The 23968-nt window shown below is 55.4% G+C and carries 25 protein-coding genes; 12 read left to right on the top strand and 13 right to left on the bottom strand.

Annotation, left to right across the window (positions count from 1 at the left end):
• Positions 1–576 precede the first annotated feature (576 nt).
• Entirely contained in the window at positions 577–1374 is a 798-nt protein-coding gene (locus tag Q0932_RS16465) for an FkbM family methyltransferase (protein WP_299355624.1), read from the bottom strand.
• 84 nt (positions 1375–1458) lie between these two features.
• Positions 1459–1581 (bottom strand): hypothetical protein, encoded by a 123-nt coding sequence (locus tag Q0932_RS16470; protein ID WP_299355626.1) that lies wholly within the window; start codon positions 1579–1581, stop codon positions 1459–1461.
• Positions 1582–1871: 290 nt separating this feature from the next.
• On the opposite strand from Q0932_RS16470, the gene Q0932_RS16475 reads away from it, so the two are divergent.
• From Q0932_RS16475 to Q0932_RS16490, 4 genes are all read left to right on the top strand, one after another.
• Positions 1872–2393 carry a sigma-70 family RNA polymerase sigma factor gene (locus Q0932_RS16475; RefSeq protein WP_299355779.1) on the top strand — a complete coding sequence of 174 codons (522 nt, stop codon included), beginning with the start codon at positions 1872–1874 and terminating at the stop codon, positions 2391–2393.
• On the top strand, positions 2390–3025 hold the full coding sequence (locus Q0932_RS16480; protein ID WP_299355628.1) for a ChrR family anti-sigma-E factor: 636 nt from the start codon (positions 2390–2392) through the stop codon (positions 3023–3025). Before Q0932_RS16475 ends, Q0932_RS16480 begins: the two co-directional genes overlap by 4 nt.
• A gap of 104 nt (positions 3026–3129) precedes the next feature.
• The gene (locus Q0932_RS16485) at positions 3130–3645 is read left to right on the top strand and encodes a fasciclin domain-containing protein (RefSeq protein ID WP_299355630.1); all 516 of its coding nucleotides are present in this window, start codon (positions 3130–3132) and stop codon (positions 3643–3645) included.
• 140 nt (positions 3646–3785) lie between these two features.
• Entirely contained in the window at positions 3786–5129 is a 1344-nt protein-coding gene (locus tag Q0932_RS16490; RefSeq protein ID WP_299355632.1) for an MmgE/PrpD family protein, read from the top strand.
• 64 nt (positions 5130–5193) lie between these two features.
• On the opposite strand, the gene Q0932_RS16495 is transcribed toward Q0932_RS16490, so the two are convergent.
• Positions 5194–5763 carry a DUF882 domain-containing protein gene (locus Q0932_RS16495; RefSeq protein WP_299355634.1) on the bottom strand — a complete coding sequence of 190 codons (570 nt, stop codon included), beginning with the start codon at positions 5761–5763 and terminating at the stop codon, positions 5194–5196.
• A 308-nt stretch (positions 5764–6071) separates the two neighbouring features.
• On the opposite strand from Q0932_RS16495, the gene Q0932_RS16500 reads away from it, so the two are divergent.
• The 4 genes from Q0932_RS16500 to Q0932_RS16515 are packed head-to-tail and all read left to right on the top strand — an operon-like array spanning position 6072 to position 10311.
• Positions 6072–7685 carry a L,D-transpeptidase family protein gene (locus tag Q0932_RS16500; protein ID WP_299355636.1) on the top strand — a complete coding sequence of 538 codons (1614 nt, stop codon included), beginning with the start codon at positions 6072–6074 and terminating at the stop codon, positions 7683–7685.
• Positions 7686–7712: 27 nt separating this feature from the next.
• Positions 7713–8804 (top strand): UDP-3-O-(3-hydroxymyristoyl)glucosamine N-acyltransferase, encoded by a 1092-nt coding sequence (lpxD, locus tag Q0932_RS16505; RefSeq protein ID WP_299355638.1) that lies wholly within the window; start codon positions 7713–7715, stop codon positions 8802–8804.
• A gap of 33 nt (positions 8805–8837) precedes the next feature.
• Complete coding sequence (locus Q0932_RS16510) at positions 8838–9095, top strand: phosphopantetheine-binding protein (RefSeq protein WP_299355640.1); 258 nt, start codon at positions 8838–8840, stop codon at positions 9093–9095.
• Between the two features lie 7 nt (positions 9096–9102).
• Positions 9103–10311 carry a beta-ketoacyl-[acyl-carrier-protein] synthase family protein gene (locus Q0932_RS16515; protein WP_299355642.1) on the top strand — a complete coding sequence of 403 codons (1209 nt, stop codon included), beginning with the start codon at positions 9103–9105 and terminating at the stop codon, positions 10309–10311.
• Positions 10312–10386: 75 nt separating this feature from the next.
• On the opposite strand, the gene Q0932_RS16520 is transcribed toward Q0932_RS16515, so the two are convergent.
• Positions 10387–10971, bottom strand: a complete 585-nt coding sequence (locus Q0932_RS16520) for an invasion associated locus B family protein (RefSeq protein WP_299355644.1) — start codon at positions 10969–10971, stop codon at positions 10387–10389.
• 428 nt (positions 10972–11399) lie between these two features.
• On the opposite strand from Q0932_RS16520, the gene Q0932_RS16525 reads away from it, so the two are divergent.
• Entirely contained in the window at positions 11400–12941 is a 1542-nt protein-coding gene (locus tag Q0932_RS16525) for a helicase HerA-like domain-containing protein (protein ID WP_299355646.1), read from the top strand.
• An 82-nt stretch (positions 12942–13023) separates the two neighbouring features.
• On the opposite strand, the gene Q0932_RS16530 is transcribed toward Q0932_RS16525, so the two are convergent.
• The 8 genes from Q0932_RS16530 to Q0932_RS16565 form a co-directional block, all read right to left on the bottom strand.
• A complete protein-coding gene (locus Q0932_RS16530) occupies positions 13024–14325 on the bottom strand; it encodes a branched-chain amino acid ABC transporter permease (protein ID WP_299355648.1) in 1302 nt (433 codons plus the stop codon).
• On the bottom strand, positions 14322–15332 hold the full coding sequence (locus Q0932_RS16535; RefSeq protein WP_299355650.1) for a branched-chain amino acid ABC transporter permease: 1011 nt from the start codon (positions 15330–15332) through the stop codon (positions 14322–14324). Before Q0932_RS16535 ends, Q0932_RS16530 begins: the two co-directional genes overlap by 4 nt.
• Positions 15333–15374: 42 nt before the next feature.
• The gene (locus Q0932_RS16540; protein WP_299355652.1) at positions 15375–15752 is read right to left on the bottom strand and encodes a hypothetical protein; all 378 of its coding nucleotides are present in this window, start codon (positions 15750–15752) and stop codon (positions 15375–15377) included.
• Entirely contained in the window at positions 15749–16267 is a 519-nt protein-coding gene (locus Q0932_RS16545; protein ID WP_299355654.1) for a hypothetical protein, read from the bottom strand. Before Q0932_RS16545 ends, Q0932_RS16540 begins: the two co-directional genes overlap by 4 nt.
• Positions 16268–16270: 3 nt before the next feature.
• Complete coding sequence (locus tag Q0932_RS16550; protein ID WP_299355656.1) at positions 16271–16978, bottom strand: ABC transporter ATP-binding protein; 708 nt, start codon at positions 16976–16978, stop codon at positions 16271–16273.
• A 170-nt stretch (positions 16979–17148) separates the two neighbouring features.
• Positions 17149–17532 (bottom strand): hypothetical protein, encoded by a 384-nt coding sequence (locus Q0932_RS16555; RefSeq protein ID WP_299355658.1) that lies wholly within the window; start codon positions 17530–17532, stop codon positions 17149–17151.
• 2 nt (positions 17533–17534) lie between these two features.
• On the bottom strand, positions 17535–18317 hold the full coding sequence (locus Q0932_RS16560; protein WP_299355659.1) for an ABC transporter ATP-binding protein: 783 nt from the start codon (positions 18315–18317) through the stop codon (positions 17535–17537).
• Positions 18318–18414: 97 nt separating this feature from the next.
• Positions 18415–19596: an ABC transporter substrate-binding protein gene (locus Q0932_RS16565; protein ID WP_299355661.1), complete on the bottom strand. Its 1182-nt coding sequence runs from the start codon at positions 19594–19596 to the stop codon at positions 18415–18417.
• A 174-nt stretch (positions 19597–19770) separates the two neighbouring features.
• On the opposite strand from Q0932_RS16565, the gene Q0932_RS16570 reads away from it, so the two are divergent.
• Both Q0932_RS16570 and Q0932_RS16575 read left to right on the top strand, forming a co-directional pair.
• Positions 19771–20883, top strand: a complete 1113-nt coding sequence (locus Q0932_RS16570) for a PQQ-dependent sugar dehydrogenase (protein ID WP_299355663.1) — start codon at positions 19771–19773, stop codon at positions 20881–20883.
• Between the two features lie 61 nt (positions 20884–20944).
• Complete coding sequence (locus tag Q0932_RS16575; protein WP_299355665.1) at positions 20945–21379, top strand: hypothetical protein; 435 nt, start codon at positions 20945–20947, stop codon at positions 21377–21379.
• A gap of 6 nt (positions 21380–21385) precedes the next feature.
• Here the strand turns inward: Q0932_RS16575 and Q0932_RS16580 are convergent, their stop codons facing one another.
• Positions 21386–22390 (bottom strand): GlxA family transcriptional regulator, encoded by a 1005-nt coding sequence (locus Q0932_RS16580; protein WP_299355667.1) that lies wholly within the window; start codon positions 22388–22390, stop codon positions 21386–21388.
• A 157-nt stretch (positions 22391–22547) separates the two neighbouring features.
• Between Q0932_RS16580 and Q0932_RS16585 the strand changes: the two genes are divergently transcribed.
• Positions 22548–23915 (top strand): class II 3-deoxy-7-phosphoheptulonate synthase, encoded by a 1368-nt coding sequence (locus Q0932_RS16585; protein WP_299355669.1) that lies wholly within the window; start codon positions 22548–22550, stop codon positions 23913–23915.
• Positions 23916–23968: the final 53 nt, after the last annotated feature.

Raw genomic sequence — 23968 nt, forward strand, 5'->3', positions numbered from 1 at the left:
CTTCAGTCGCTTGTTTGCCATTCTTAGTCCTCCGTTTCCTAACCTTAACGGTGGACCCATTCAGATGGGGAGGCTCAGCCTCTTTCCCCGAATGGTAATACGCTGGACCCAAAAGCGAGACCCGTTCGGTTTCACCAAAAGGAACAAACCAGTGCCTGCACCGTCATGGTACTTTCCAGAATCCTTCACGGTTTTAACAAAGGCAGCAGTAAGAGGGCGTTTTTGTTTGGACTTGCCTTGGTTGCTCAATCTATTCCCCCAATTGTTCCTCCAGTAGATGGGGGAACAAGTAGGAACTGTCAAGAATGAGCTGGAACAGAAACTCTAACAAAATCAGGAAAATAAGTTAGTTACGGGTTCCTCTTGGAATGTGTTGGACTAGTAAATGGCGCATCTCGGGTGCGCCACCACACCCCCCCTTAAAACAAACGCAGAACCCGAATGCGCGGGTGAGGTATGGGTCTTGGAGCCGGGTTAAATGGCCATGTGTCCCCCCACAAAGGTGTTCGGACACACGTCGGAAACTGAAAGCTTCATTCACAGGGTTTGGGCTTGTTCCCCAATGCGCCCCTTGTCCTACCGCGATGCCAGAACGTCATATTGCGTCTTTCCACCCAGCTTTTTGAAATGTTTAAAGCCGTTCGCTTGCAACAATCTGACCAGCTGATCTGGATCGATCCAGTGTTCGTTCACCTCATAGAACATCTCAGAAATTCTCGGTGCCAGCTCTGATTTCATCAATTCAGACAGGACAACAGGCTCAAACCCTTCAACGTCCACCTTCACCATGATCGGGGTTTCGCGGTCTTCGACGAGCTCGTCCAAGCCACTGTGGTCTATCGTTTCGACGTTCAGGGTTTCATCCCCTTCCAGTGTTGTCGGGTTCTTTTGGGCAAGGGTCGCGCCACCTGAGTGGTTGGATTTCATCCGAAGCGCGGCGGTTCCGGTGCTGTCAGCTATGGCAAGAGCCAGTGGCGTGCACTTGGACTGCGCGCGGTTAAGGGTGATGTTTTGCACTAAGTAACCAAAAGTCTTTTCCGATGGTTCAAAGGCGTAGCTGTGCAGGTTGTTCGGGTTTCGCGCGGCACAAAGCGTGTAAAGCCCTTGATTGGCGCCAATATCAAGGAACACGAAGGGATGCTTAATACTGCTGATATGATCCCATAGAAAATACCCGTAGACGCCGTTGACGTAGTGCCGAAAGGTGAAGTCGTCGAAGTTGCACGCAAGGCGAATGCCATATACAGTTGTGATCGTTCGTCCGATTTTCAAATTGCTTTGTAGCCGTCTGCGCAATCCGAACTGTTTTCTGACGTGCCAACGCACACCTCTGGCGCCCTCGCGGCGGTAAGTGCGGAATAGTGCAGAAACCACCTTAGCTATCCTCGTGTTAGTCGGGTATTGCTTGGCTTGAACCACCTTTGCGATACCTTCACAAGCGGATTTGAACCAGTGCGGTTATTTGCCAGGATCACGGCACGGGCTTTTTGTTTCAATCCAGTTCGAGACTTGCTGGGCCAGTAATGGAGACCCGAGAAAAAGCGTCACACAGAGCGCGCCAAGGTACGTTTTCAAATTCATCTTTCAACCTCCTCATGTGTTTGTGACGCCGAGATAAGACGCCGGTGACCTCATCACATTTGTTTTCGTGCCACGCGGTTCTCCTTTGGTGCCAAATACATCAGACCCGCGGGGTTAGGGCCCGTGGGCAAGACATGCGTTTTTCGTGGGCGTTTCGTACCCAAAATCGCGTAGCGTGGTAAATTGTCTGGCCAGCGGGATGCCACTTCCTCTAACGTGATGACAAACATGACGAACGGGGTGCAAGCCTGACCTTGCTGGATACAGAGATCAGCCAACAAACCGCTTGGATGCTGGCGGTGCGCGATCAGCGCGACAAAGCCGCATTTGCGGCTCTGTTCGATCACTATGCGCCCCGGCTCAAAGGCTTTATCATGAGAAGCGGATCGACCGCGGCCGAAGCCGAAGAGATCGTGCAGGATGTTATGTTGGCTGTTTGGCACAAGGCGGCACAGTTTGATCCCCACCAAAGCCAGGTGTCAGGCTGGGTTTACCGGATCGCCCGGAACCGTCAAATCGACATTAAGCGTAAAGAGAACCGCCCGGTTCCTGAAGAGATAAAACAGCCCGAAACCACAGAAGCCGATGGCAGCCAGATTGTCGCGTTGGAACAAGAGGCCGAACGGCTTCGCACCGCAATCGCAGGATTGAAACCCGCGCAGCGAGAGGTCATCGAGAAGGCATACTTGGGCGAATTGACCCATCAGGAAATTCAAGAAGAGACTGGATTACCCCTTGGCACGATCAAATCCCGAATACGACTGGGCCTTGAAAAATTGCGCCATGACCTCAAATCCATGCGTGAAACATGAGTGATATTCGTCATCATATCCCAGAGCCGCTTTTGCTGGCTTATGCGTCTGGCAACCTGCCGCATGCCTATGCCGTTGTGGTGGCCGCACATATTTCTGTCTGCGACCAGTGTCGTGCGGCGTCCGAAGGGCATTCAATTGTGGGGGGACAGGTCATGGAAGACACCGCGCCTCAGGCCGTGTCCGAGGATATGAAGTCCCGCCTGATGGCGATGCTGGACGGCCCGGACCCGTTGCCGCCAACACCACGTGCCAAAGGCCTGTACCCAGCGCCTGTGGCAGAGTTGTTTTCCGGAGAGCAACCAAAATGGAAAGGGCTGGGGATGGGTGTGAAACAATCCATCCTGTCCCAGAACGACAGTGGCAGCGTGCGGCTGCTGTATATTCCGGGAGGCCGCGCCATGCCGCACCATGGGCACAACGGTTTGGAACTGACACTGGTGCTACAAGGCGCGTTTTCGGATGAGACCGGGCGGTTTCAGCGTGGCGACGTTGAACTGGGTCTTCCTGAGATGGAGCATACGCCCATTGCCGAGGCCGGACCGGATTGCATTTGCCTTGCAGCGACCGACGCCAGGTTAAAATTCAACAGCCTGATCCCACGCTTGATGCAGCCCTTTCTCAACATCTGAGACACTGTATCTTCACACCTCTCTGACATTTCCGTGATCGTACTGAACCAATCGCTGTGATGGTCCGTAATACTCTCATTAACGCATGAAACGGAGGATGACCCATGCTGACCAAACTGAAAACTTCTCTGGCCGCGGCCGCTTTGATTGTAACCGGTGCTGCTGCCAGTGCGGCGACGATTGTCGAGATTGCTGCAGGTGATGAACGCTTCTCGACCCTTGTTGCCGCTGTAGAAGCAGCAGGTCTTGCCGAAACGCTTTCTGGCCCTGGCCCCTACACTGTGTTCGCGCCTGTGAACGACGCGTTTGCCGCCCTGCCAGACGGCACCGTTGAAACTCTTCTCAAGCCAGAAAACAAAGATCAGCTGACCGATGTTCTCTTGTACCACGTCGACGACCGCATGTTGACCGCCGGCCAGATCCCGCAAGGGTCGATGTACGTAAAGCCGGTTCTGGCAAGCGAGCGTCTGTGCATCAAAGCGTCAGCCGATGGCGTAATGATTGACGATGGCAGCGGTCAGATGGCCACTGTGGTGATTGCCGACATCAAAGCCTCGAATGGGGTGATCCACGTGGTCGACAAGGTGCTGCTGCCCGGCACCCGTCCAAACTGCCACTAAATCAAAATCCCTAGTTTGATTTCAGGCCTGCTCCTTCGGGGGCGGGCCTTTTTGCTGCGTTGCGGCGGCTTTGCTGGCTTGTTCGACTCAGAGGTTTGCGGTCACGTGCGAAAGAGACATGCATTCAAAAGGACCAGCCGATGTCGCCGAGATTTGACGAGTTTGCAGCCGGGTTGACTTATGACGACCTGCCCGAAGATGTCCTGCGTGTGCTGCGTCCAAGTTTTATGGACACGATGGGCGTTGCCGCCGTGGGCAGCACAACGCCGATGTCCGCTATCGCGCGCAAGGCATCTTTGGCACTGTTCGGCCCTGGAACAGCTGGGGCAGCCCGTATGCTGATGGATGGTCGCGCCGCAAGCCCTGCGGGAGCGGCGATGGCCGGAGCCTTTACCATCGACAGTATCGATGCCCATGACGGGATTACACCGTGTAAAGGTCACGCAGGCTCTGCCGTGTTCCCGGCGATGATGGCCATGGCGCAAGCCCAGGAACATCCCATGACTGGCGCTGAATTCGCCACGATTTTGGCCATCGCCTATGAGATCAGCTGTCGGGCAGGATTGGCACAACATGCCACATGCGCCGATTACCATACCTCTGGAGCATGGACAGCCGTGGGTGTTGCAGCCGCCGGGGCACGCCTGCTGGGAGGCGACGCCGAGGTCATTCGCCATGCGGCTGGAATCGGAGAATATCACGGACCGCGCAGCCAGATGATGCGCTGTATTGATTTTCCCACCAATGTACGGGACGGCGTTGGATGGGGCGCACCCTCGGGCGTGACGGGAGCCTATCTGGCACGCGAAGGCTTTACCGGAGCACCTGCGTTGACCTGCGAAGGGCCGGGATCCGAGCCGTTTTGGGACGATTTGGGGCAGGGGTGGCGGCTGGTAGATCACACCCATTACAAAGCCTACCCTTGTTGCCGATGGGCGCACCCTGCAGTGGACGGCGTCGCGCATCTGATGCAGGCGCATGATCTACAGCACAGCGATGTCGCCGCGGTTGAGATCAAGACCTTTCACTATGCTACCCGGCTCGCAGGGCAGTCTCCGCAGACCCAAGACGAATTTGCCTATGCCATCGCCTTTCCCGTTGCGGCGATGATTGTGCGGGGACAGGTAGGCGTTGCGGAATTATCCCAAGACGCCCTGAACGATCCTGACATTCTGCGGGTTAGCAAGGCGACGACGTTGATTGATGACGACCACATGACCGCGATCAGTACCGACAAACGTTGGGCCGAGGTGACGTTGGTTCTGCAGGATGGAACGCGGCTGACAGATAAGCCTCGCACCCCGCGCGGTGATCCAGACATGCCGCTAAGTGATGCTGAGATAACCGCGAAATTCCATCAGTTGGCTGATCCCGTTCTTGGTACGGACCTGTCTTCGGACATTCGAGAGATGGCCTTGGCGTTTGATACGCTTGATGGGGCAGGGATGGCGCGTCTGTTGTCACTGTGCACTGATATGCGCTGAGACAGGACAAAGAAAAACCGGCCTCAAACAAGGCCGGTTCCAAACCGTTAGGGTATTTTGGGGATCAGCGGCCCCAGGTGCGGACCGGACCGCAATCCATATGCACAAAGTTTGACCCTGAGTAGCGGCCTACGCCACCAGCACGACAGGCGGCTGCAGCGCGCGCCATCTGGCTGACCGAGCGGGAAGACAGGCGAAGATCGGCGGCCTGACCCTTCATGTGCAGGGAATTCTTAGCAACCCCACGCGAACGCGAGCGTAGCATCGCATTGGTTTCTGGACTGCGATAGCCCGAGAGCAACATGTAAGGTTCGCTGATATCCAGCATATTGTGCGAGGCGGCCATGATGTCGATGGTGCGCAGATCCATCGTCTTAACGCCATCGGTGCGCCAGTCGCGCATGAATTTGTTGACCTCTTTCACGGCGTCTTTGATGTAGTCGCCTTCGATCCAGTAGATCGTGTCGAGCCGTTCGCCAGTGCGGCCGGAATACATGCGGATGCGGCGGATATCTCCGGCGCCGCGCAAAAAGCCTGCTGCATTGGAAAAGGTTGGGGCTGCAACCAAAGTGGTTGCTGCGAATGCGCGCAAAAGTCCGCGCCGTGTGATGCTCACAGAGCTGGAATCGGTCATCGTTAAAGCGCCTGTCCCGTCGCTACCTCACCGCAGTTTATCGCGGTTTTTTGTTAACATCCCCAAGTGTGCGCATTTTATGACACAGATCGAATCGCCAACCAAGTGCAGATTTGACGCAAGCGATTGCTTTCAAGGGTTTTCGGCAAAAACCTGCTGAATGTCCCTCAATGTGTCTGGATCGGCTCGCAAATGCGCCCAAACCGCACCAAGAGGTCAGGAAATGATGACGTTGAAGCAATTGTGAATGGACAGGCCTCCTTATTACGGGAAAATACAGGTCACAAATTTGAGTAGTACGAGACTAGATGATGTTGTCTTTCAATTCGATTAAACGATGTATTGCGGTTGCTGGCCTGACGGCGGTGCTTTTGGGAACGGCGGCAACTGCTCCTGTTCAAGCCCAGGTCATGGCGTTCAAACAGGCGGTTGCCGAAACCGCCGCGCGTGACGATTCACTCGCAGCCTACTACCGGGAAAGTGGGTACCAGCCGATTTGGACGGTTGAAGGTCCCGAAGGTCTGGCGCGTCGCAAAGCATTGATGAGCGCCTTGCAAAACGCAGATGATCACGGTCTCCCTACGGAGCGATACAAGTTCAACGCGTTGTTTGAGCAGATGGCCAGTGCTCGCACCCCCCGCGATCTGGGCTTGTTAGAAGTCGCGCTGAGCAAATCCTACCTCGCCTATGCCCGTGATGTTCGGACTGGAATGTTCGTTCCGACGTCTTTGGATTCCGGCATTCAGCGCAAAGCCCCCATTCGCGACCCCAAGGTATATCTGAGCGAGTTGCAAAAATCAGACCCGCAACGCTACATCACCGATCTCGCACCGCGTACGCCAGAGTATCTGCGCCTGATGAAAGAAAAGATGCGTCTTGAACGCGTTGTGGCCTCGGGCGGATGGGGACCAAAGGTCAAAGCAAAGAAACTAGAGCCCGGCGATTCAGGTGACACAGTAGTTTCGCTGCGTAACCGTTTGATGGCAATGGGTTATCTTAATCGCAGCGCCAGTCTGGAGTTTGACCGTACGGTGGAAAAAGCCGTGCAGGCATTTCAGATCGACCACGGGCTTGAGGCTGATGGTGTCGCCGGCGCAGGGACGATCAAAGAGATCAATCGCGCACCAGAAGAACGGTTGAAGTCGGTTATGGTCGCGATGGAACGCGAGCGTTGGCTGAACAAAGATCGTGGCCAACGCCATGTTCTGGTCAATCTGACCGATTTCCACGCCCGCATCATTGATGATGGTAAGGTGACGTTCAAAACCCGCTCGGTTGTTGGAAAAAACCAACATGATCGCCGCAGTCCAGAGTTTTCGGACATCATGGAGCACATGGTCATCAATCCGACTTGGAACGTTCCACGCTCGATTGCCACCAAAGAATACCTGCCAATGCTGCAGAAAAACCCGAACGCGGTCAGTTATCTCAAGGTAATCGATGGCAGTGGTCGGGTCGTAAATCGCGCCAATGTGGATTTCACGCAGTATTCCGCGCGTAGTTTCCCATTTGACATCAAACAGGCGCCCGGATCGCGCAATGCGCTGGGTCTGGTCAAGTTTATGTTCCCCAACAAGCACAATATCTATTTGCACGACACACCGTCCAAAAGCCTGTTTGCCCGCGAAGTCCGAGCTTTCAGCCACGGTTGCATTCGTCTCCAGCAACCCTTTGACTTTGCCTATGCTTTGTTGGCCGTTCAGGAAGACGAGCCCAAGACCTTGTTTCACAAGCATCTGAAGACCGGTCGCGAGATCCAGGTTGATCTGGAAAAGCACGTGCCAGTTCACATCATCTATCGCACCGCCTTTACCAACGCCAAAGGCCCGGTTCAGTATCGTCGCGACGTTTATGGTCGGGATGCCAAGATCTGGGACGCGATGGCGAATGAAGGGGTGGTGTTGCGCTCGGTTCAGGGCTAAATAAACCTCGCTAATTGCGGGGTAACAATGGCCTATACGATCCAAGAAATCGCGGATGCCATCGGGGCAGATGCATTCGGAGAGACCACACTCACAGTTGACCGTGTGATGGAGCCTGCAGCGGCGGGCCCCGATGATCTGGCGCTTTTGACAAATCCTAAATTTGCAGACGGCCTTGCCCAAGGGCAGGCGCGGGCTGCGATGGTTTGGCCCGGAGCTGACTGGCAAGAGCTGGGGCTTAAGGCCGCAATTGAATCCCCGCGGGGTCGATATGGTATGTCTGGTTTATCCTCCCTGATGGACCCCGGTCAGCACTACGGCGAGGGTATTCACGCCTCTGCCGTGATTGACCCAACCGCTGAGATCGGCGACGGCGTCACCATTGCCCCGCTGGCTGTGATTGGGCCACGCGCAAAAATCGGCGCAAACTGCGTGATAGGACCGCATTGCATGATCGGCGCTGATGTCACGTTGGGCGAGGGTGGCTATCTACGCGAGACCGTTTCCATCGGGGCGAGGGCCACGATAGGCGCCCGGGTTTTCATTCAGCCCGGTGCGCGCATTGCGTCAGATGGGTTCTCCTTTGTCACGCCTGAGAAATCCGGCGTGGAGGAAGCCCGTGAGAGCCTTGGGGAGCAGGGCGAACTGAAATCTCAATCCTGGGCGCGGATTCATTCTCTGGGGTCAGTGACCATCGGTGACGATGTCGAGATTGGCGCAAACACCTGCATCGACTGCGGGACCATCCGGGACACGGTGATCGGCAATGGCGTCAAACTCGATAACCTCGTGCATATTGCCCACAATGTGGTGATCGGTGACAACACACTCTTGGCCGGACAATGCGGCATCGCAGGTTCCACCGTGATCGGCAAGAATGTCGTCATGGGCGGGCAGTGTGGCGTCACGGACAATACGACCGTCGGTGACAATGTCGTTGCTGGTGGCGCGACCAAGATGATGTCCAAAGTGCCCGCAGGCCGCGTTGTACTTGGGTCACCGGCTGTCAAAATGGAAACCCATCTTGAGATGTATAAGGGGCTGCGCCGGTTGCCGCGTCTGATCAATGACGTCGCAGATTTGCAGAAAAGCATTTCAAAGCCGGGTTCGAATGACTAAATCACTGCCAGGTTTGGCGGAAAGGGATACGACATGAGCGTCAAGGATAAGGTCATTGCAATCATCGCCGATCAGGCGGTTTTGGAACCGTCCGACGTGAGCCTTGAAAACACACTTGAGGATCTGGGCATTGATAGCCTGGGCCTTGTGGAAAGCATTTTTGCCATCGAAGAAGCCTTTGATATCAGCGTGCCGTTCAATGCCAATGAGCCCAGCGAGAGCGATTTTGATATCTCGTCTGTGTCCAGCATCATCGCAGGCATCGAAAAGCTGATCGCAGAGCAGGCCTGAGCCAGACATGAAGCGCGTTGTCATCACCGGAGCGGGCACCATCAACGCCCTTGGCCAGACCGTGGCCGAAACCTATGCGGCCATGAAAGAGGGGCGCTGTGGGATTGGTCCACTTGAGATGACGGATGTAGACCGGCTGGCGATCAAGATCGGCGGGCAGGTCAAAGGTTTTGAGGCTGAAGGCAGGTTTAACCGCCAGCAAATTGCCCTCTATGACCGGTTTACTCAGTTTGCGCTTGTCGCTGCCCGCGAGGCCATCGCGCAATCGGGGTTGGAGTTTTCCGGCGAATTGGCCGCCAAGTCTGGGGTTGTGCTTGGGACCTCTGGCGGGGGCATGCAAACGTTGGATGAAAACTACCGCTCGGTCTATGAAGAGGGCAAAAACCGGGTGCACCCCTTTGTTGTTCCAAAACTGATGAACAACGCAGCTGCCAGCCACATCAGCATGGAGTTTAACCTCAAAGGGCCCAGCTTTACTGTGGCCACGGCTTGTGCCTCGTCCAACCATGCCATGAGCCAGGCGTTTCAACTGGTACGCACAGGCATGGCGCCGGTGATGATTTCGGGCGGCACGGAATCGATGCTGTGTTTTGGGGGGATCAAGGCCTGGGAAGGTCTGCGGGTCATGTCCAAGGATGCCTGTCGCCCCTTTAGCGCCAATCGCAATGGCATGGTGCAAGGAGAAGGCGCCGGCGTGTTCGTGTTTGAAGACTACGATCACGCCAAGGCGCGCGGCGCCGAGATTTTAGCAGAAGTCATTGGATTTGCCATGACCTCGGATGCGTCTGACATTGTGATGCCCTCAAAGCAGGGTGCCGCCCGCGCGATATCCGGGGCATTGGCTGATGCCAAGATCAACGCAGAAGAGGTTGGCTATATCAACGCGCACGGCACTGGCACGGCGGCCAACGATAAAACCGAATGCGCGGCCGTGGCAGACGTGTTTGGTCCGCACGCAGACAACCTTATGATTTCGTCGACCAAATCCATGCATGGCCATTTGATAGGCGGAACTGGCGCGGTTGAGTTGTTGGCCTGTATCATGGCACTGCGCGAAGGCGTCATTGCACCGACCATCAGCTATGATGAACCAGACCCCGAATGCGCTCTGGACGTTGTTCCGAATGAAGCTCGGGATGCAGACGTGACGGTTGCCCTATCGAACGCTTTTGCCTTTGGCGGGCTGAACGCAGTCTTGGCGCTGCGAAAAATCTGAACCAAGTTAAGACCTTGCAATAAAAAAGGCCGCCCCTTTGGACGGCCTATGATGTTTATGTCTGGTTGGTCCTGACTATTGCTGAACCGGTGTCGATTTCTCAAAGGCTTCGGTAAAGCCCTTAAGCGACATGTTCACGCTGACAACTTGATCCGGTGCAACGGCAGGAACCAAAGACACCGTGACGTTCTGACCTTTTTTGTAGGCCTCAGCCTCGATGGAAGAAATTCCCAGGCGCGCAAGACAACCGATTTGAGTGCAATAGGTATAGGGAATGCGATTTGCCAGAACCCCATCCAGCGCAATGGTTAGCTGTTGCGGAAGCAAGGTTTGCAGAGGCACGATAAAGGTCGCGCCAGCCGCGGCAGGTGCTCCCTCAGGCAAGCGGTACATGGTCACCTCGGCGACTGCATTGCCCTGCGGGTCGGTCAACAGTTGATACATGCGGCACGGTCGAGGCTCTGGCCCGCTCAGGGCACATTGCAGGTCCCAATCACCGATCTTTTCGGAACTGGTTTCTTCGCCAGCCGCCTGGGCCGGCGCGGTTTGCGTCTGATTATCCAGCAAGGATCCGTCCGACAGCGATCCAACCTGTGCGGACAGGGGAGAGGCCAACATAAGAGCGGCTGCGGCGGCCATGATGAAGTGTAGCTTGGTCATAGTGACTTTGATCCTTGGATTTCACATTTGAGTCTCGACTTATCATGCCCCACGACCAATGTCATTGAGATGAAACCAACATATTCGTGTGGCCAGCAAAAAATTGCTTTTGTGAGGGGCGAAACCCGAGGAAAAAGAAAAAGAGGCCCGAAGGCCTCTTTTCCATTTTCACTCCCCGTCGGACTGGCCGACTTATTATTGCCGAGACGCTACGAAGAAATGCCAGACCCGTCAACCGAAAAAAATGGACGTTGGCAGTTGTTTTCTCACAAAAAATGGGCCGCACGAGAACCGGCGGCCCAGTCTGACAGGGAGGAAGTTACGTCGCACATATCCACGAGGTATGTCCGATGAAAACAACACTGGCAGAGAATGGTTAAGGATGTATTTTGACCTTGTCGCAGTATTGTTGAAGAGGGAGCAGGTCGGTGGAAAACAAAGTCTTTTTAGGCGGTGGTGGCGAAGATTATGGCACCAAGCAGGGCCTGACGCTGAAATACGCTAACCGTCATGGGCTGGTGGCAGGTGCCACCGGGACAGGTAAGACCGTCACATTGCAGATCCTTGCCGAAGGCTTTTCCAAGGCAGGCGTGCCGGTGTTCCTGTCTGACGTCAAGGGCGACCTGTCAGGGTTAGGAGCGGCAGGAAGCGAAGATTTCAAGCTGCATCAGACTTTTACCGACCGTGCAGCGAAAATCGGGTTTGACGATTACAGCTACGAAAGCTTCCCGGTGACCTTCTGGGACCTCTTTGGAGAACAAGGGCATCCCGTGCGTACCACAGTCTCTGAAATGGGCCCCTTGTTGCTATCGCGCCTTATGGATTTGACCGAGGCGCAAGAAGGCATTCTAAACATCGCCTTCCGACTATCGGACGAGCAGGGGCTGCCGCTCTTGGACCTCAAGGATTTGCAGGCATTGCTGGTCTGGGTGGGGGAGAACCGCCAAGAGCTGTCTTTGCGCTATGGAACAGTATCTGTTTCCTCAATCGGAGCGATCCAGCGCCGTTTGCTGGTTTTGGAGAACCAAGGCGGGGCCAAGTTGTTCGGCGAACCGGCCCTGGCCTTGTCAGACATCATGCGCACCGACACAGACGGGCGCGGTCGGATCAATATCCTTGCCTCAGACAAGCTGATGGGCGCGCCCCGGCTTTATGCGACATTCCTGTTGTGGCTGTTGTCGGAACTGTTCGAAGAACTGCCCGAAGTGGGGGACCCGGATAAGCCTAAGCTGGTGTTCTTCTTTGACGAGGCCCATCTGTTATTCGAGGACGCCCCCAAAGCACTGGTGGATAAAGTGGAGCAGGTGGCACGCCTGATCCGTTCAAAAGGGGTCGGCGTGTATTTCATCTCGCAAAACCCAGCTGACATTCCCGAGGACATCCTTGGTCAACTGGGCAATCGCGTGCAACACGCCTTGCGTGCCTTTACCGCGCGCGATCGCAAACAGCTGAAACTGGCGGCAGAGACTTACCGCGAAAACCCGAGGTTCTCGACAGAAGAGGCGATCCGCGAGGTTGGTGTTGGTGAGGCCGTGACCTCAATGCTGATGAAGAAAGGCGTTCCAGGCATCGTTGAACGTACTTTGATCCGGCCACCGTCGTCGCAACTGGGTCCAATCGCCCCGGCGCTGCGCAAAACCCTCATCGATACCTCGCCGATTGCGGGAAAATACGAAGCCCTTCAAGATCGCCGCTCGGCCTATGAAATTCTCAAACAAAGAGCGGAGAAAGCTGCCGCCGACGCCGAGACCGCAGAGGATCGTGAAGAAGAAATGAGCACGGCCGAGCGGGAATACACCGCCGGTCGACGCTATTCCGGCACCCGTGTCACCCGGTCGACATCACGCAAAACCCGTCGGGGCGACAGCTTTGGCGAGGCGATGGGAAAGATGGTGATGAAGGAACTCAAAGGCACCACGGGTCGTCGTATCGTGCGTGGAATTCTGGGTGGGTTGTTCAAAGGGCGTTAAACCCTCGGACAGCCAAGACCACCAGTCTGCTAACAGAAAAAGGGCGCCCAGTCAGGCGCCCTTTGCTTTGTTCCGTCGATCCCTATTTCTCTGGTATGAGGCCCCTTGGCGAGAACCTCAGGACCAGCAACAGGATAACTCCCATCGTCAACAGGCGCATATGGGCCGCGCTCTCAATCAGATGTATTTTCAGGGCGTTGTCATCGGCCAGACCAATGGTGACGAATTCCATGATGTCCGGACCCCAGACCTCAACCTTGGTATAGAGGTAAAAGATCAGGAAGCCGCCCAGAACCGCACCCAGATTGTTGCCGGAGCCTCCGACAATCACCATAACCCAGATCAGGAATGTGTAGCGCAAAGGCTGGTATGAGCCGGGGGTCAACTGGCCGTCAAGCGTGGTCATCATCGCGCCGGCAATGCCACATATCGCTGAGCCCAGCACAAAGATTTGCAAATGGCGTCGGGTCACGTCTTTGCCCATTGCCTCTGCCGCCACTTCATTGTCCCGTATGGCACGCATCATGCGACCCCAAGGACTGTGCAGGGCCAGCTGTGCCGCCACGAGGATCAACACAAGAACAGCCGTGAATAACACCGAATAGCCGAGCTTTACGTAGAGCGTGGAGGCTGTCACCGGATCAATGCCCAGCGATTGTGCCGTCGCAATAAAGCTTTCACTTTGCTGCAGATCGATCTCGTAAGGCATCGGACGGGGCAGGCCGTTGACGTTCTTAACGCCACGCGCCAACCAGTCTTCGTTCTTCATCACCGCGATGATGATCTCGGCAATGCCCAAAGTCGCAATCGCGAGGTAGTCTGACCGTAGGCCAAGGGCGGTTTTTCCGACCAGCCAAGCAGCGCCTGCCGCCAAAAGACCACCGACAGGCCAAGACAAAAGCACTGGCAGGCCCAACCCCCCAAGATAGCCGGTCCCGGCCGGGTTCACCGCTTCGATAGCTTGAACCGCGGGATCAAATACCGCGCGGTAGAGGAAGAAGCCAACCAGAAGAACCGCAACCGTGCCAATGGCGCGCGCCCGACCTGCGAGTTTCTTATAGGTGAACACTGCAGAGACAACACTTGCCGCACCGATCAGCAGGCCCGCGATCACGCGCACGCCGCCAGCGTTCCAGGCTTCGCCCACGGGGGGCATTGAGGTCAGGACCACGGCAAGCCCGCCGAGCGCGACAAAGCCCATCACACCGACGTTGAACAAGCCGGCAAAGCCCCATTGCAGGTTCACGCCCAGAGCAAGGATCGCCGAAATCAGGCCGAAGTTCAGGATGAACAGAGCCGAGTTCCACGACACGAACATGCCTTCGCCAATGATCAACAGCGCCATAGCACCAAAGAACAGGCTATTTCTCATCATGTCGCTCATACCGCTTTCCCCTTGAAGATGCCTGTCGGCTTGAACAGAAGCACGGCGATCAGGATCACAAAGCTGACCGCGAATTTGTAGTCGGTGCTGAGAAGCTGAACGAGCCCATCCGGCTCAAGAGGTTCTGGCATCCAGTACTTCAGCACTTTTTTCCACGCATAAGTGATCGTCACCTCGGAAAAGGCGATGATGAAACCGCCCGCAATTGCGCCCAATGGATTGCCCAATCCGCCCAGGATCGCCGAAGCGAAGATGGGCAGCAGCAGCATAAAATAGACAAAAGGTTTGAACGATTTGTCGAGGCCATACAGTGTACCTGCAATGGTCGCGAGTGCAGCCACGATCAGCCAAGTGTACATCACCACACGCTCGGGGTCGATGCCGGACAACAGGGCCAGATCCTCGTTGTCCGAATAGGCGCGCATGGATTTACCTGTGCGGGTGCGGTTCAGGAACCAGAACAAAGCCGCGACACAGACCACGGCTACAACGACCGTCAAACCCTGAGTGGTTTTGATCGCCAGACCTTCGCGCAGACCCGTCATCGCTTTGAACTCTCGCACGGAAATGATGAAGCGCTCACCGTCCAGGAATTTTTGGTCGTTCGGCCCAATCACAAAGCGGACCAGACCGTTGAGGATGAACATCACACCCATCGACACGATCACAAGGATCACCGGTTTGGCCTTTTGTTCTCGGTAAAACCTATAAACCGCCCGGTCAGTGATCAACACCAAGGCCATGGTCCCAAGGATCGCCAGCGGTAATGCCAACAACGCCGTAGGAAGTGGCCCAAGGCTCACCCCCATGCCTTGCAGCCACCACGTAACCAAAACAGCCAGCATAGAGCCAAACGCCATCGTGTCGCCGTGGGCAAAGTTGGAAAAGCGTAAGATTCCGTAGATCAGCGTCACGCCCAAGGCCCCAAGCGCCAATTGGCTGCCATAGGCGATCGCGGGGATCAGCACGAAATTGGAGAGGGCCACAAACCCGTTCAGAAAATCCATCAGGATGTCTCTCCCTGTGTGTTTTTATTGTTTTTCATGTCGTTACCCTTCTAAACACTGGCCGCGATACAGGACTTGGTCTTTGCCCTTGGGCGCGTCCGGATTTGGGGTGTTGATAAGATAGTTAAACTTGCCATCCGGTGAGATGCGCAGCTGATGCTGCGACCTGTCCGGACCGGAAAAGATCATCTGCACCATTTCGCCCATCATCAGCGGGGTGGCTTCCAACGGTTCGGCGTCGTTAAGATGCACCATCGCCTTGCCGTCTTCCTGCATCTTCATCTCAAGCCGCCCTTCGGCAGGCTGACAATTGTCTGAGGTTTCGGTGCAGGCTTCGGTCACGTTGCAATAGGGTTCTGCCGCGAGGAGCGGAGAAACCAGAAGAACACTCAAAGTCGTTGTTTGCAAAAACAGTTTCATCTGCCCACTTTCCTGCATTCAAACGAGATGATCTGGCGATCCTTATTCTGGAAAAGGCCCTTTTTGACGAGGTCTACACTGCGTGTATGAAACAGGCGAAAGCTTGAAGTGTTTCCGCTTTGGGGTTGATTAAGGTCAGGCAATTCGGGACCGAACCAACCACTTTGGCGTTCATCTGACGAGGCCTTGCGATAGGTCGACGCGGCATCCTTGGCTTTCGACAATGTTCGATAGGTCGATTGCTGCGGCGCGCGTGCTGAATCAAATCCGTCATAGGTCAAAGCACGCGCCCATTTTTCGCGTCGCTGCGCAAAGGGAGAAAAGGATCCCATGTAAGTGTCCTGGCCAAGGCTGATCACCGTCTTCAGCGACGTATCCGCGACGCAGTCACCTTGGGTATTGCAGCGCTCGTCAGACTGGCACTTCAATTCAATCTCTTCATACTGAACAAGCACAACGGCCTGCGCCGACAAGGGTGTCAAAAGAGCCAAAGCGAGGGCAGGGATCAAACGCATGTTTTATCCACCCAAGAACGACTTGCGGACTTCGGGATCGGCGAGCAGCTCTTTTCCCGTACCGGAATAGGCATTGCGGCCGGTGACCAGCACATAGCCTTTGTCCGCGATCTCGAGCGCTTGCCGCGCGTTCTGTTCGACCATCAGGATCGGAATGCCCGTGCGGCTGACCTCGATGATGCGGTCGAACAATTCATCCATTACAATTGGGGATACGCCTGCTGTGGGTTCGTCCAGCATCAGGACCTTGGGTTGGGTCATCAGCGCACGCCCGACAGCCACCTGTTGACGTTGCCCGCCCGACAACTCGCCGGCATGCTGATAGCGTTTCTCTTTCAGGATCGGGAACAGATCATAGACCTGTGTCATGGTATCGCTGAAATCGTCGGTGCGGATAAAGGCGCCCATCTCAAGGTTTTCCTCGACCGTCATCGAGGTAAAGATGTTCTGGGTTTGTGGCACAAACCCCATGCCCTTTTGCACGCGGGCCTGTGGGCTGAGATTGGTGATGTCTTCACCGTCCAGCATTACCTTGCCCGTGTGCACATTCAGCATGCCAAAGACCGCTTTCATGGCGGTCGATTTGCCTGCGCCGTTTGGACCAACGATCACGGCAATCTCGCCCTTATCAACGGCAACGGTGCAGTCATGCAGGATGTCCGGCCCCTTGCCGTAACCACCTGTCATGTTTTCTCCGATCAGAAAGCTCATGCTCTCTCCTGTTTCTTCTGTTGGCCGGGTGCACGGGTTTTTAACCTGCGTGTTTCGGCTCTGTGTCCCTGTTTAACCATCTTTGCCCGAGATGATCCTTTTCACGTCTTTTGGTTTGGCACTGGCAATCCCGGATCGGGCGATATCAGAAATGTCGCTCAACAGTTCCATCACATCGAAATACACTGACCAAGATACTGCATCGGCGCGAGGTCCCGTCCTGAAATCTCATTTTCCGAACGCACCGCGTCGCCATTGTCGATCAGCAGTGTGGTCGTGGTAATCCCGCCTGAAATCGGCTTTTCCATGATCGTGATGGCACGGTCGCCAAAGATCATTTCCAACTCGATCAGATCACTTTTCATGCCGATCCGCTCAGCGACCTCAGTTTCAAGATCGACCTTGTAGCGAATGTCGACGCCATCATGATCGCACTTGCGGTTCGGATCACATTTCCAGTCAAAAAAGCACTTGAAGATGATGCCTTCGGCAGCAGCAGGCACCGCAAAAGCAGCGCCAACAACAAATGCTGAGATGCGCAGGAAACTGTGCACGATCAGGCCTCCATCATGTCTTTGTTCTTAAGGCCCGTGCCAAGATAGGCTTCGATGACTTGCTCGTTGGCTTTGATCTCAGCCAATGTCCCTTCGGCAAGGACCTTGCCTTCGGCCATACAGATCACCGGATCACAGATTTTCCCTATGAAATCCATATCATGCTCGATCACGACAAAGGTATAGTCACGCTCTTTATTGAGCCTTAGGATCGCGTCACCAATGGTGTTCAACAGGGTCCGGTTTACACCCGCGCCAACCTCATCCAGAAACACAATCTTGGCATCGACCATCATCGTTCGGCCCAATTCCAACAGCTTTTTCTGTCCGCCCGAAACCTGTCCAGCCTTGTGATCGGCCAGATGCTCAATGGTCAGAAACTCAAGAACCTCATCGGCCTTCGCGCGCAGGGCGCGCTCTTCGTCGGCAATCCGTTTGCGGCCAAACCATGTGTTCCACAAAGCTTCGCCCGATTGCGTGCCAGGAACCATCATCAGGTTCTCACGGCAGGACATTGACGAAAACTCATGTGCAATTTGGAACGTCCGCAACAGACCTTTGTGAAACAGATCGTGGGGCGGCAGGCCAGTGATGTCCTTGCCAGCCATAGAGACCGTACCGGAAGTTAGCTTAAGAACTCCGGCGATCACGTTGAAAAGAGTGGTTTTTCCAGCGCCATTAGGTCCAATCAGACCAGTGATGGATCCGGGTTCGATTGACAGGGTTGCCCCATCCACGGCGCGAAACCCGCCGAAATGTTTGTGAACGTCCTCGACGACGATCATATGTAATCCCCCGCGACGCTCGTAAGCGCCTTACTTACATGTTGAAACAGCCCGGGAATAGACCCCGGGCTGCTCTGCATTTTTTGAAACTCGCGTATTAACGGAAGCCTGCGGTGTTGTCTTTGCCACCATCGTAGGCGATCTCGCGGTAGTTGCCGGCCGCTTCACCTGGTCCGATCAGCTCAACACCGGTCGCGCCTTCAAAGTCAACTTCACCACCACCGGCGAGGATTTCCAGCGCCTTAGCCAGTTCGCCAACGGCGATCTTTTCACCCGGCGCGTTGGCCACATCCATGACCTTGTCTTTGTAGACCTGAGGATCAGAAGATCCGGCGGCCTGCATGGCGAGCATGATCAGGGCTGCAGAGTCATAGGACTCAGGTGTAAAGGGCGATGTCGAGTCAAACGCACCATCAACCAGCGCAGCATAGGCTTCTGCCAGTTCGGTCGACGGGCTTGGGTGTGCACCCGAAGAGCCATCGATTTCCGAGCCAAAGTTCTCAAGCAGTTTTGCCGAGATCATGCCGTCAGGGAAGTGGAACGTGTCAAACGCACCCGAGTCGAGAGCCGCGCGAACAACGCCTGACCCACCTTGGTCGACATAACCGGCAACAACCAGACGCTCACCGCCTGCAGAGGCCAGGGCCGCGACTTCGGCTGAGTAGTCTGCTTTGCCATCTTCGTGAGCCGCATTGATCGTGACTGTGCCACCGGCTGCTTCAAACGCGGCCTGGAAGCTGTCTGCAAGACCTTTACCATAGTCGTTGTTGGTATAGGTGACCGCGACTTCCTTGATGCCGAGGTCGGTCAGGATATCAGTGATGACAACACCCTGACGTGCGTCCGACGGTGCGGTGCGGAAGAACAGGCCGTTGTCTTCGGCAGTCGACAGTGCGGGCGAGGTGGCCGAGGGCGATACCATCACAACACCGTTGGCAACAGCAACGTTAGACAGAATTGCACCGGTTACACCCGAGCAGTCCGCGCCAACGATACCTTTAACGCCATCTGACGTGATCAGGCGTTCTGCAACAGCTGTCGCAGCAGCGGCATCGATACAAGTCGAGTCGCCGCGTACTGGGGTTACGGTCGAGCCGCCCAGCAGCTTGCCAGAGTCTGTGACTTCTTTCATGGCGAGTTCTGCGCCAGCCGCCATGGACGGCGTCAGCGATTCAATCGGGCCCGTAAAGCCCAGGATCACACCCAGTTTGATATCTTCGGCGGAGGCGGCGCCAGCGACCAGTGCGGTGGCGGCGGTTGCCATCAGCAGTTTCTTCATGAGACACTCCCTATGTCTTTATGTGTTTGGATTTCTTTGCTCCAGCCCTCAGCCTAAGCGCGGTTTTTTCAAAAGAAAAGGGGATAATGAGCGGAATTTCCGCTGGGGAAACCCTGAAAAATGGCAGATGAGGGCTAGATCGACAAAAAACGTCTAATCCGGAGGAAAGCCTATATGTTCAGACAGATTCGACGTGCAGCCATTACCGCTCTCATTCTTGGCCTATTGCCGCTCGCGGCATCGGCGCAGACGATTGCGTCCAGTCAGGGAACCCTCAAAGTTACTGAGATGGGCAAAGGGTTCTCGACGCCTTGGGCGATCGGGTTTCTGCCAGAAGGCGGATTTCTGGTGACCGAACGCAAAGGGCGCCTTTGGCGGGTGGATGATGGTGATCGCTCAAAGATCGGCGGCCTGCCAAAAATTCAGGCCAAAGGGCAGGGTGGACTGCTGGACATTCTCATCCCGCGTGACTTTGCGACCCGGCGCGAGTTGTTTCTGACGTTTTCAAAAAAGGTGCCCGGAGGGACAGGGACGGCTGTTGCACGGGCGCGACTGGATGCTGGCGCAACGCGTTTGCGGGATGTCCAAGTGATTTTTGAGATGTCCGACGGCGCGTCTGGCGGGCGACACTTTGGTAGCCGTCTGGTTGAGAGATCTGATGGGACGTTGTTTGTTACAATTGGTGATCGCGGCGCGGACGAAGCAGCCCAGGACCTCAATAGCCATAAGGGCAAGATTTTACGCATCTCTCGCAATGGCGCTGTGCCGGGTGACAATCCGTTTGTTGGCCAGACCTCGGCGCTACCGGAGATTTGGTCATACGGGCATCGAAACCCGCAAGGGTTGGCAATGGATGCACGAGGTCGTCTTTGGGGTGTTGAGCACGGCGCCAAAGGCGGGGACGAGGTTAACGCGATCTCCAAAGGGCGCAACTATGGTTGGCCCGTGATCTCTTATGGCACGCACTATTCGGGGGCCAAAATCGGTGAAGGCACGGCTCAAGCAGGAATGGAGCAGCCGGCATTCTATTGGGATCCGTCAATCGCGCCTTCGGGCATGATGATCTATTCCGGAAAGCTCTGGCCAAAATGGCGAGGGCATACATTCATTGGAAGTCTGAAATTTGATTATATCTCAAGACTTTCCGTGTCACCTTTGAAGGAAAGAGAACAAATAAAAGCGTCTGAGACTGCACGCGTCCGGGATGTCCGCGAAGCGCCGGATGGATCGATATGGTTCATCGCCGAAGACAGCGGGAAAATCCTGCGCCTGACACCCGTCAAATAGCTGGCCTTTCCCTGTCAGCATGTGCCAACATGGCAGCATATCAACCCAATTGGATGCCATGATGCGCCCGTTCTCCGCCCTTGTCCTTGCTCTCGTCATGTCGTGCCCGTTGGCGCTGCCAGCTTCAGCACAATCCGAAACGCCGACGAGCACCCGTCAGGTTTACACTCAGGCGCGGGCTGAGCTGGACATGTTGATCATGCAACGCCGCATGGGGGATGCGATCCGCATGTTCGATCAAGTGATCGAAATCGACGAAGCGGAACTTGCAGCTTTGGATGCACAGATGCTCGAATTGTTCGAGCAAGATTTTGGGAATGTCGGGTTGGTGCGGTCAGTCGTGCACAAGAACGGATTCCGCCAAGAAATGATCGCCTACTGGACCGGTCGCGATTACCTGTATCTGTACCTTTTGCTACACACAGACAAATCGACCATTCGCCTGCTTAACTTTCAGTTCGACACCGATTTCCACGCGCTGAACGATCTGTTCTGATACCAATTATACGGAAAGACGTGCTGCCTGGGTACCTCGCTCACGATAGGGCGTGGTGTCGTAATGGGCCCGATAGCATTTTGAGAAATGACTGGGTGAGGCAAAGCCACAGGCAAGCGCCACGTTGATCACGCTCATATCTGTTTGCATCAAAAGGTTCCGTGCCTTCTGCAGACGCAATTCCATGTAATAGCGTTTGGGCGAGCGGTTCAGATAGCGCCGGAACAGGCGCTCCAACTGACGCGTGGACATGCCCACATCCTTGGCCAGTATCGAGGGGCTGATCGGCTCTTCGATATTGCTTTCCATCATCTGGATGACTTGGCTCAGCTTGGGATGACGCACGCCAATACGTGTCGGCACAGACAGGCGTTGCGTGTCCTGATCGGTGCGGATTGACGAATAGATCTGTTGATCGGCCACCCAGTTGGCCAGTTCCTCGCCGTGGTCGTCGGCGATGATTTGCAGGAACATGTCGATCGAAGAAGTTCCGCCAGCCGTGGTCATGCGGTTGCCATCGATCGAGAATACCGATTTGCCCAATTCAACTTCGGGGAACTCTTCAGCAAAGCTGTCCTGGTTTTCCCAGTGAATCGTGGCTTTCTTACCGTCCAGCAATCCCGCCTTGGCCATGACATAGGCGGCGGTGCACAATCCACCCACACGCACGCCCTTGCGGGCTTCGCGCCGCAGCCAGTTTAGCAGACGTTTGCTTGTGGCTTGTTGAATGTCGATCCCACCACACAAAATGATCGTGTCATCACGATGGAGTTCAATCAGATCCTCATCCAGCAGGAATTTTGTTTCGGTTGAGCTGGTCGCAGACTCACCACCGTCGCCAATCAGCAGCCAATCGTAATAGCGTTGTGGACTGCGACGGTTGGCCAGTCGTAGGCAATCAAGTGCAGACGCAAACGACAAAAGCGTGAAATTCTCAAGTAAAACAAAGACAAAACGTCTGGATTTGCCTGAAGTAGTCGAGTTTGGTGTGGATGATCTGACTTGCGACATCATCGAGAATCCTGAACAGGTCGGGCTGTTTGGCCCTTAGGGGAAAATCTTAGCGCCAATTCCTAGCATTAGGTCAAGGCCCGTAATTCAGAACTGGTCCTTGCTCAAGAGCTTTTGTATAGAGAGGCCCTGACCAAATTGAGACCGGAGAGAGACAATGGCAGAATGGCTAAAATCTGGCTGGCGGAACAAGCCGCGCATCCAGATGCCTGACTACACGGATGAGGACGCGCTGAAGGCTGTTGAGGCCCAGCTGGCCAGTTATCCGCCGTTGGTTTTCGCAGGTGAAGCGCGCCGCTTGAAAGAGAAGCTTGGGGCCGCAGCACGCGGCGAAGCCTTTTTGTTGCAAGGCGGCGATTGCGCCGAGAGCTTTGAGCAGTTCAGCGCTGACGGAATTCGCGACACGTTCAAAGTGATGTTGCAGATGGCGATGGTCCTGACTTATGGCGCCAAGGTGCCTGTGGTCAAAGTTGGCCGCATGGCCGGCCAGTTTGCCAAGCCCCGTTCAGCAGCGACCGAGACTGTCGATGGTGTGGAACTGCCCAGCTACCGTGGGGACATCATCAACGAGCTGGATTTCACGCCTGCGTCGCGCATTCCTGACCCGAAGAAGATGCTTCAGGCCTATACCCAAGCCGCAGCGACGCTGAACCTGCTGCGCGCGTTTTCGACAGGTGGTTACGCCGACGTGCACCAAGTCCACGCTTGGACCTTGGGATTTGTCGAAGGTGAAAAGGCCGCGAAATACCGCGACATGGCCAATCGTATCTCTGATGCGTTGGATTTCATGAATTCGGCAGGTGTGAACCCCATTACCTCTGCATCTTTGAAAACTGTGGATTTCTATACCAGCCACGAAAGCCTGTTGCTTGAGTATGAAGAGGCGCTGACACGCGTGGATTCAACCAGCGGCAAATGGTTGGCCGGATCTGGCCACATGCTGTGGATCGGTGACCGTACACGTCAACCTGATGGTGCGCATGTCGAATTCCTGAGCGGTGTCCAGAACCCGATTGGCCTGAAGTGTGGTCCGACCACCTCGGCTGAAGATCTCAAGGTGCTTCTGGCCAAATTGAATCCCAAAAACGAAGAGGGGCGCTTGACCCTGATCGCGCGCTTTGGGGCAGGATCGGTTGGTGAACACCTGCCACGCCTGATCAAAACGGTGAAAGAAGAGGGCGCGAACGTGCTGTGGTCTTGTGATCCGATGCACGGGAACACGATCAAGTCGGCCACTGGCTACAAAACCCGGCCCTTTGACAGCGTGCTGCGCGAAGTTCGTGAGTTCTTTGGTGTTCACAAGGCCGAAGGTACAGTGCCGGGCGGCGTGCATTTCGAGATGACCGGTCAAGACGTCACAGAGTGCACCGGTGGTGTTCGTGCGGTGACCGAAGAAGATCTCTCAGACCGCTACCACACAGCCTGCGATCCGCGCCTCAATGCGTCGCAGTCGCTGGAACTTGCGTTCCTTGTGGCGGAAGAGCTGTCTTCGTTGCGTCAGGAGCGTCAGGCACAGGCAGTCTGAGGCCGACATTGTTGCAAACGAATTGCGGCGGGTCTGAGGAAACAGGCCCGCCG

It is taken from the genome of uncultured Shimia sp., from assembly GCF_947498095.1.
In the GTDB taxonomy this organism is placed as follows: domain Bacteria; phylum Pseudomonadota; class Alphaproteobacteria; order Rhodobacterales; family Rhodobacteraceae; genus Shimia.

Coding starts and splice junctions, on each gene's coding strand:
- Q0932_RS16530 (WP_299355648.1), bottom strand. CDS start 14,325: ATGAGCGACATGATGAGAAATAGCCTGTTCTTTGGTGCTATGGCGCTG.
- Q0932_RS16485 (WP_299355630.1), top strand. CDS start 3,130: ATGCTGACCAAACTGAAAACTTCTCTGGCCGCGGCCGCTTTGATTGTA.
- Q0932_RS16495 (WP_299355634.1), bottom strand. CDS start 5,763: ATGACCGATTCCAGCTCTGTGAGCATCACACGGCGCGGACTTTTGCGC.
- Q0932_RS16580 (WP_299355667.1), bottom strand. CDS start 22,390: ATGTCGCAAGTCAGATCATCCACACCAAACTCGACTACTTCAGGCAAA.
- Q0932_RS16500 (WP_299355636.1), top strand. CDS start 6,072: ATGATGTTGTCTTTCAATTCGATTAAACGATGTATTGCGGTTGCTGGC.
- Q0932_RS16560 (WP_299355659.1), bottom strand. CDS start 18,317: ATGATCGTCGTCGAGGACGTTCACAAACATTTCGGCGGGTTTCGCGCC.
- Q0932_RS16515 (WP_299355642.1), top strand. CDS start 9,103: ATGAAGCGCGTTGTCATCACCGGAGCGGGCACCATCAACGCCCTTGGC.
- Q0932_RS16565 (WP_299355661.1), bottom strand. CDS start 19,596: ATGAAGAAACTGCTGATGGCAACCGCCGCCACCGCACTGGTCGCTGGC.
- Q0932_RS16470 (WP_299355626.1), bottom strand. CDS start 1,581: ATGAATTTGAAAACGTACCTTGGCGCGCTCTGTGTGACGCTTTTTCTC.
- Q0932_RS16570 (WP_299355663.1), top strand. CDS start 19,771: ATGTTCAGACAGATTCGACGTGCAGCCATTACCGCTCTCATTCTTGGC.
- Q0932_RS16475 (WP_299355779.1), top strand. CDS start 1,872: ATGCTGGCGGTGCGCGATCAGCGCGACAAAGCCGCATTTGCGGCTCTG.
- Q0932_RS16550 (WP_299355656.1), bottom strand. CDS start 16,978: ATGAGCTTTCTGATCGGAGAAAACATGACAGGTGGTTACGGCAAGGGG.
- Q0932_RS16540 (WP_299355652.1), bottom strand. CDS start 15,752: ATGAAACTGTTTTTGCAAACAACGACTTTGAGTGTTCTTCTGGTTTCT.
- lpxD (WP_299355638.1), top strand. CDS start 7,713: ATGGCCTATACGATCCAAGAAATCGCGGATGCCATCGGGGCAGATGCA.
- Q0932_RS16480 (WP_299355628.1), top strand. CDS start 2,390: ATGAGTGATATTCGTCATCATATCCCAGAGCCGCTTTTGCTGGCTTAT.
- Q0932_RS16535 (WP_299355650.1), bottom strand. CDS start 15,332: ATGGATTTTCTGAACGGGTTTGTGGCCCTCTCCAATTTCGTGCTGATC.
- Q0932_RS16575 (WP_299355665.1), top strand. CDS start 20,945: ATGCGCCCGTTCTCCGCCCTTGTCCTTGCTCTCGTCATGTCGTGCCCG.
- Q0932_RS16585 (WP_299355669.1), top strand. CDS start 22,548: ATGGCAGAATGGCTAAAATCTGGCTGGCGGAACAAGCCGCGCATCCAG.
- Q0932_RS16545 (WP_299355654.1), bottom strand. CDS start 16,267: ATGCGTTTGATCCCTGCCCTCGCTTTGGCTCTTTTGACACCCTTGTCG.
- Q0932_RS16490 (WP_299355632.1), top strand. CDS start 3,786: ATGTCGCCGAGATTTGACGAGTTTGCAGCCGGGTTGACTTATGACGAC.
- Q0932_RS16520 (WP_299355644.1), bottom strand. CDS start 10,971: ATGACCAAGCTACACTTCATCATGGCCGCCGCAGCCGCTCTTATGTTG.
- Q0932_RS16510 (WP_299355640.1), top strand. CDS start 8,838: ATGAGCGTCAAGGATAAGGTCATTGCAATCATCGCCGATCAGGCGGTT.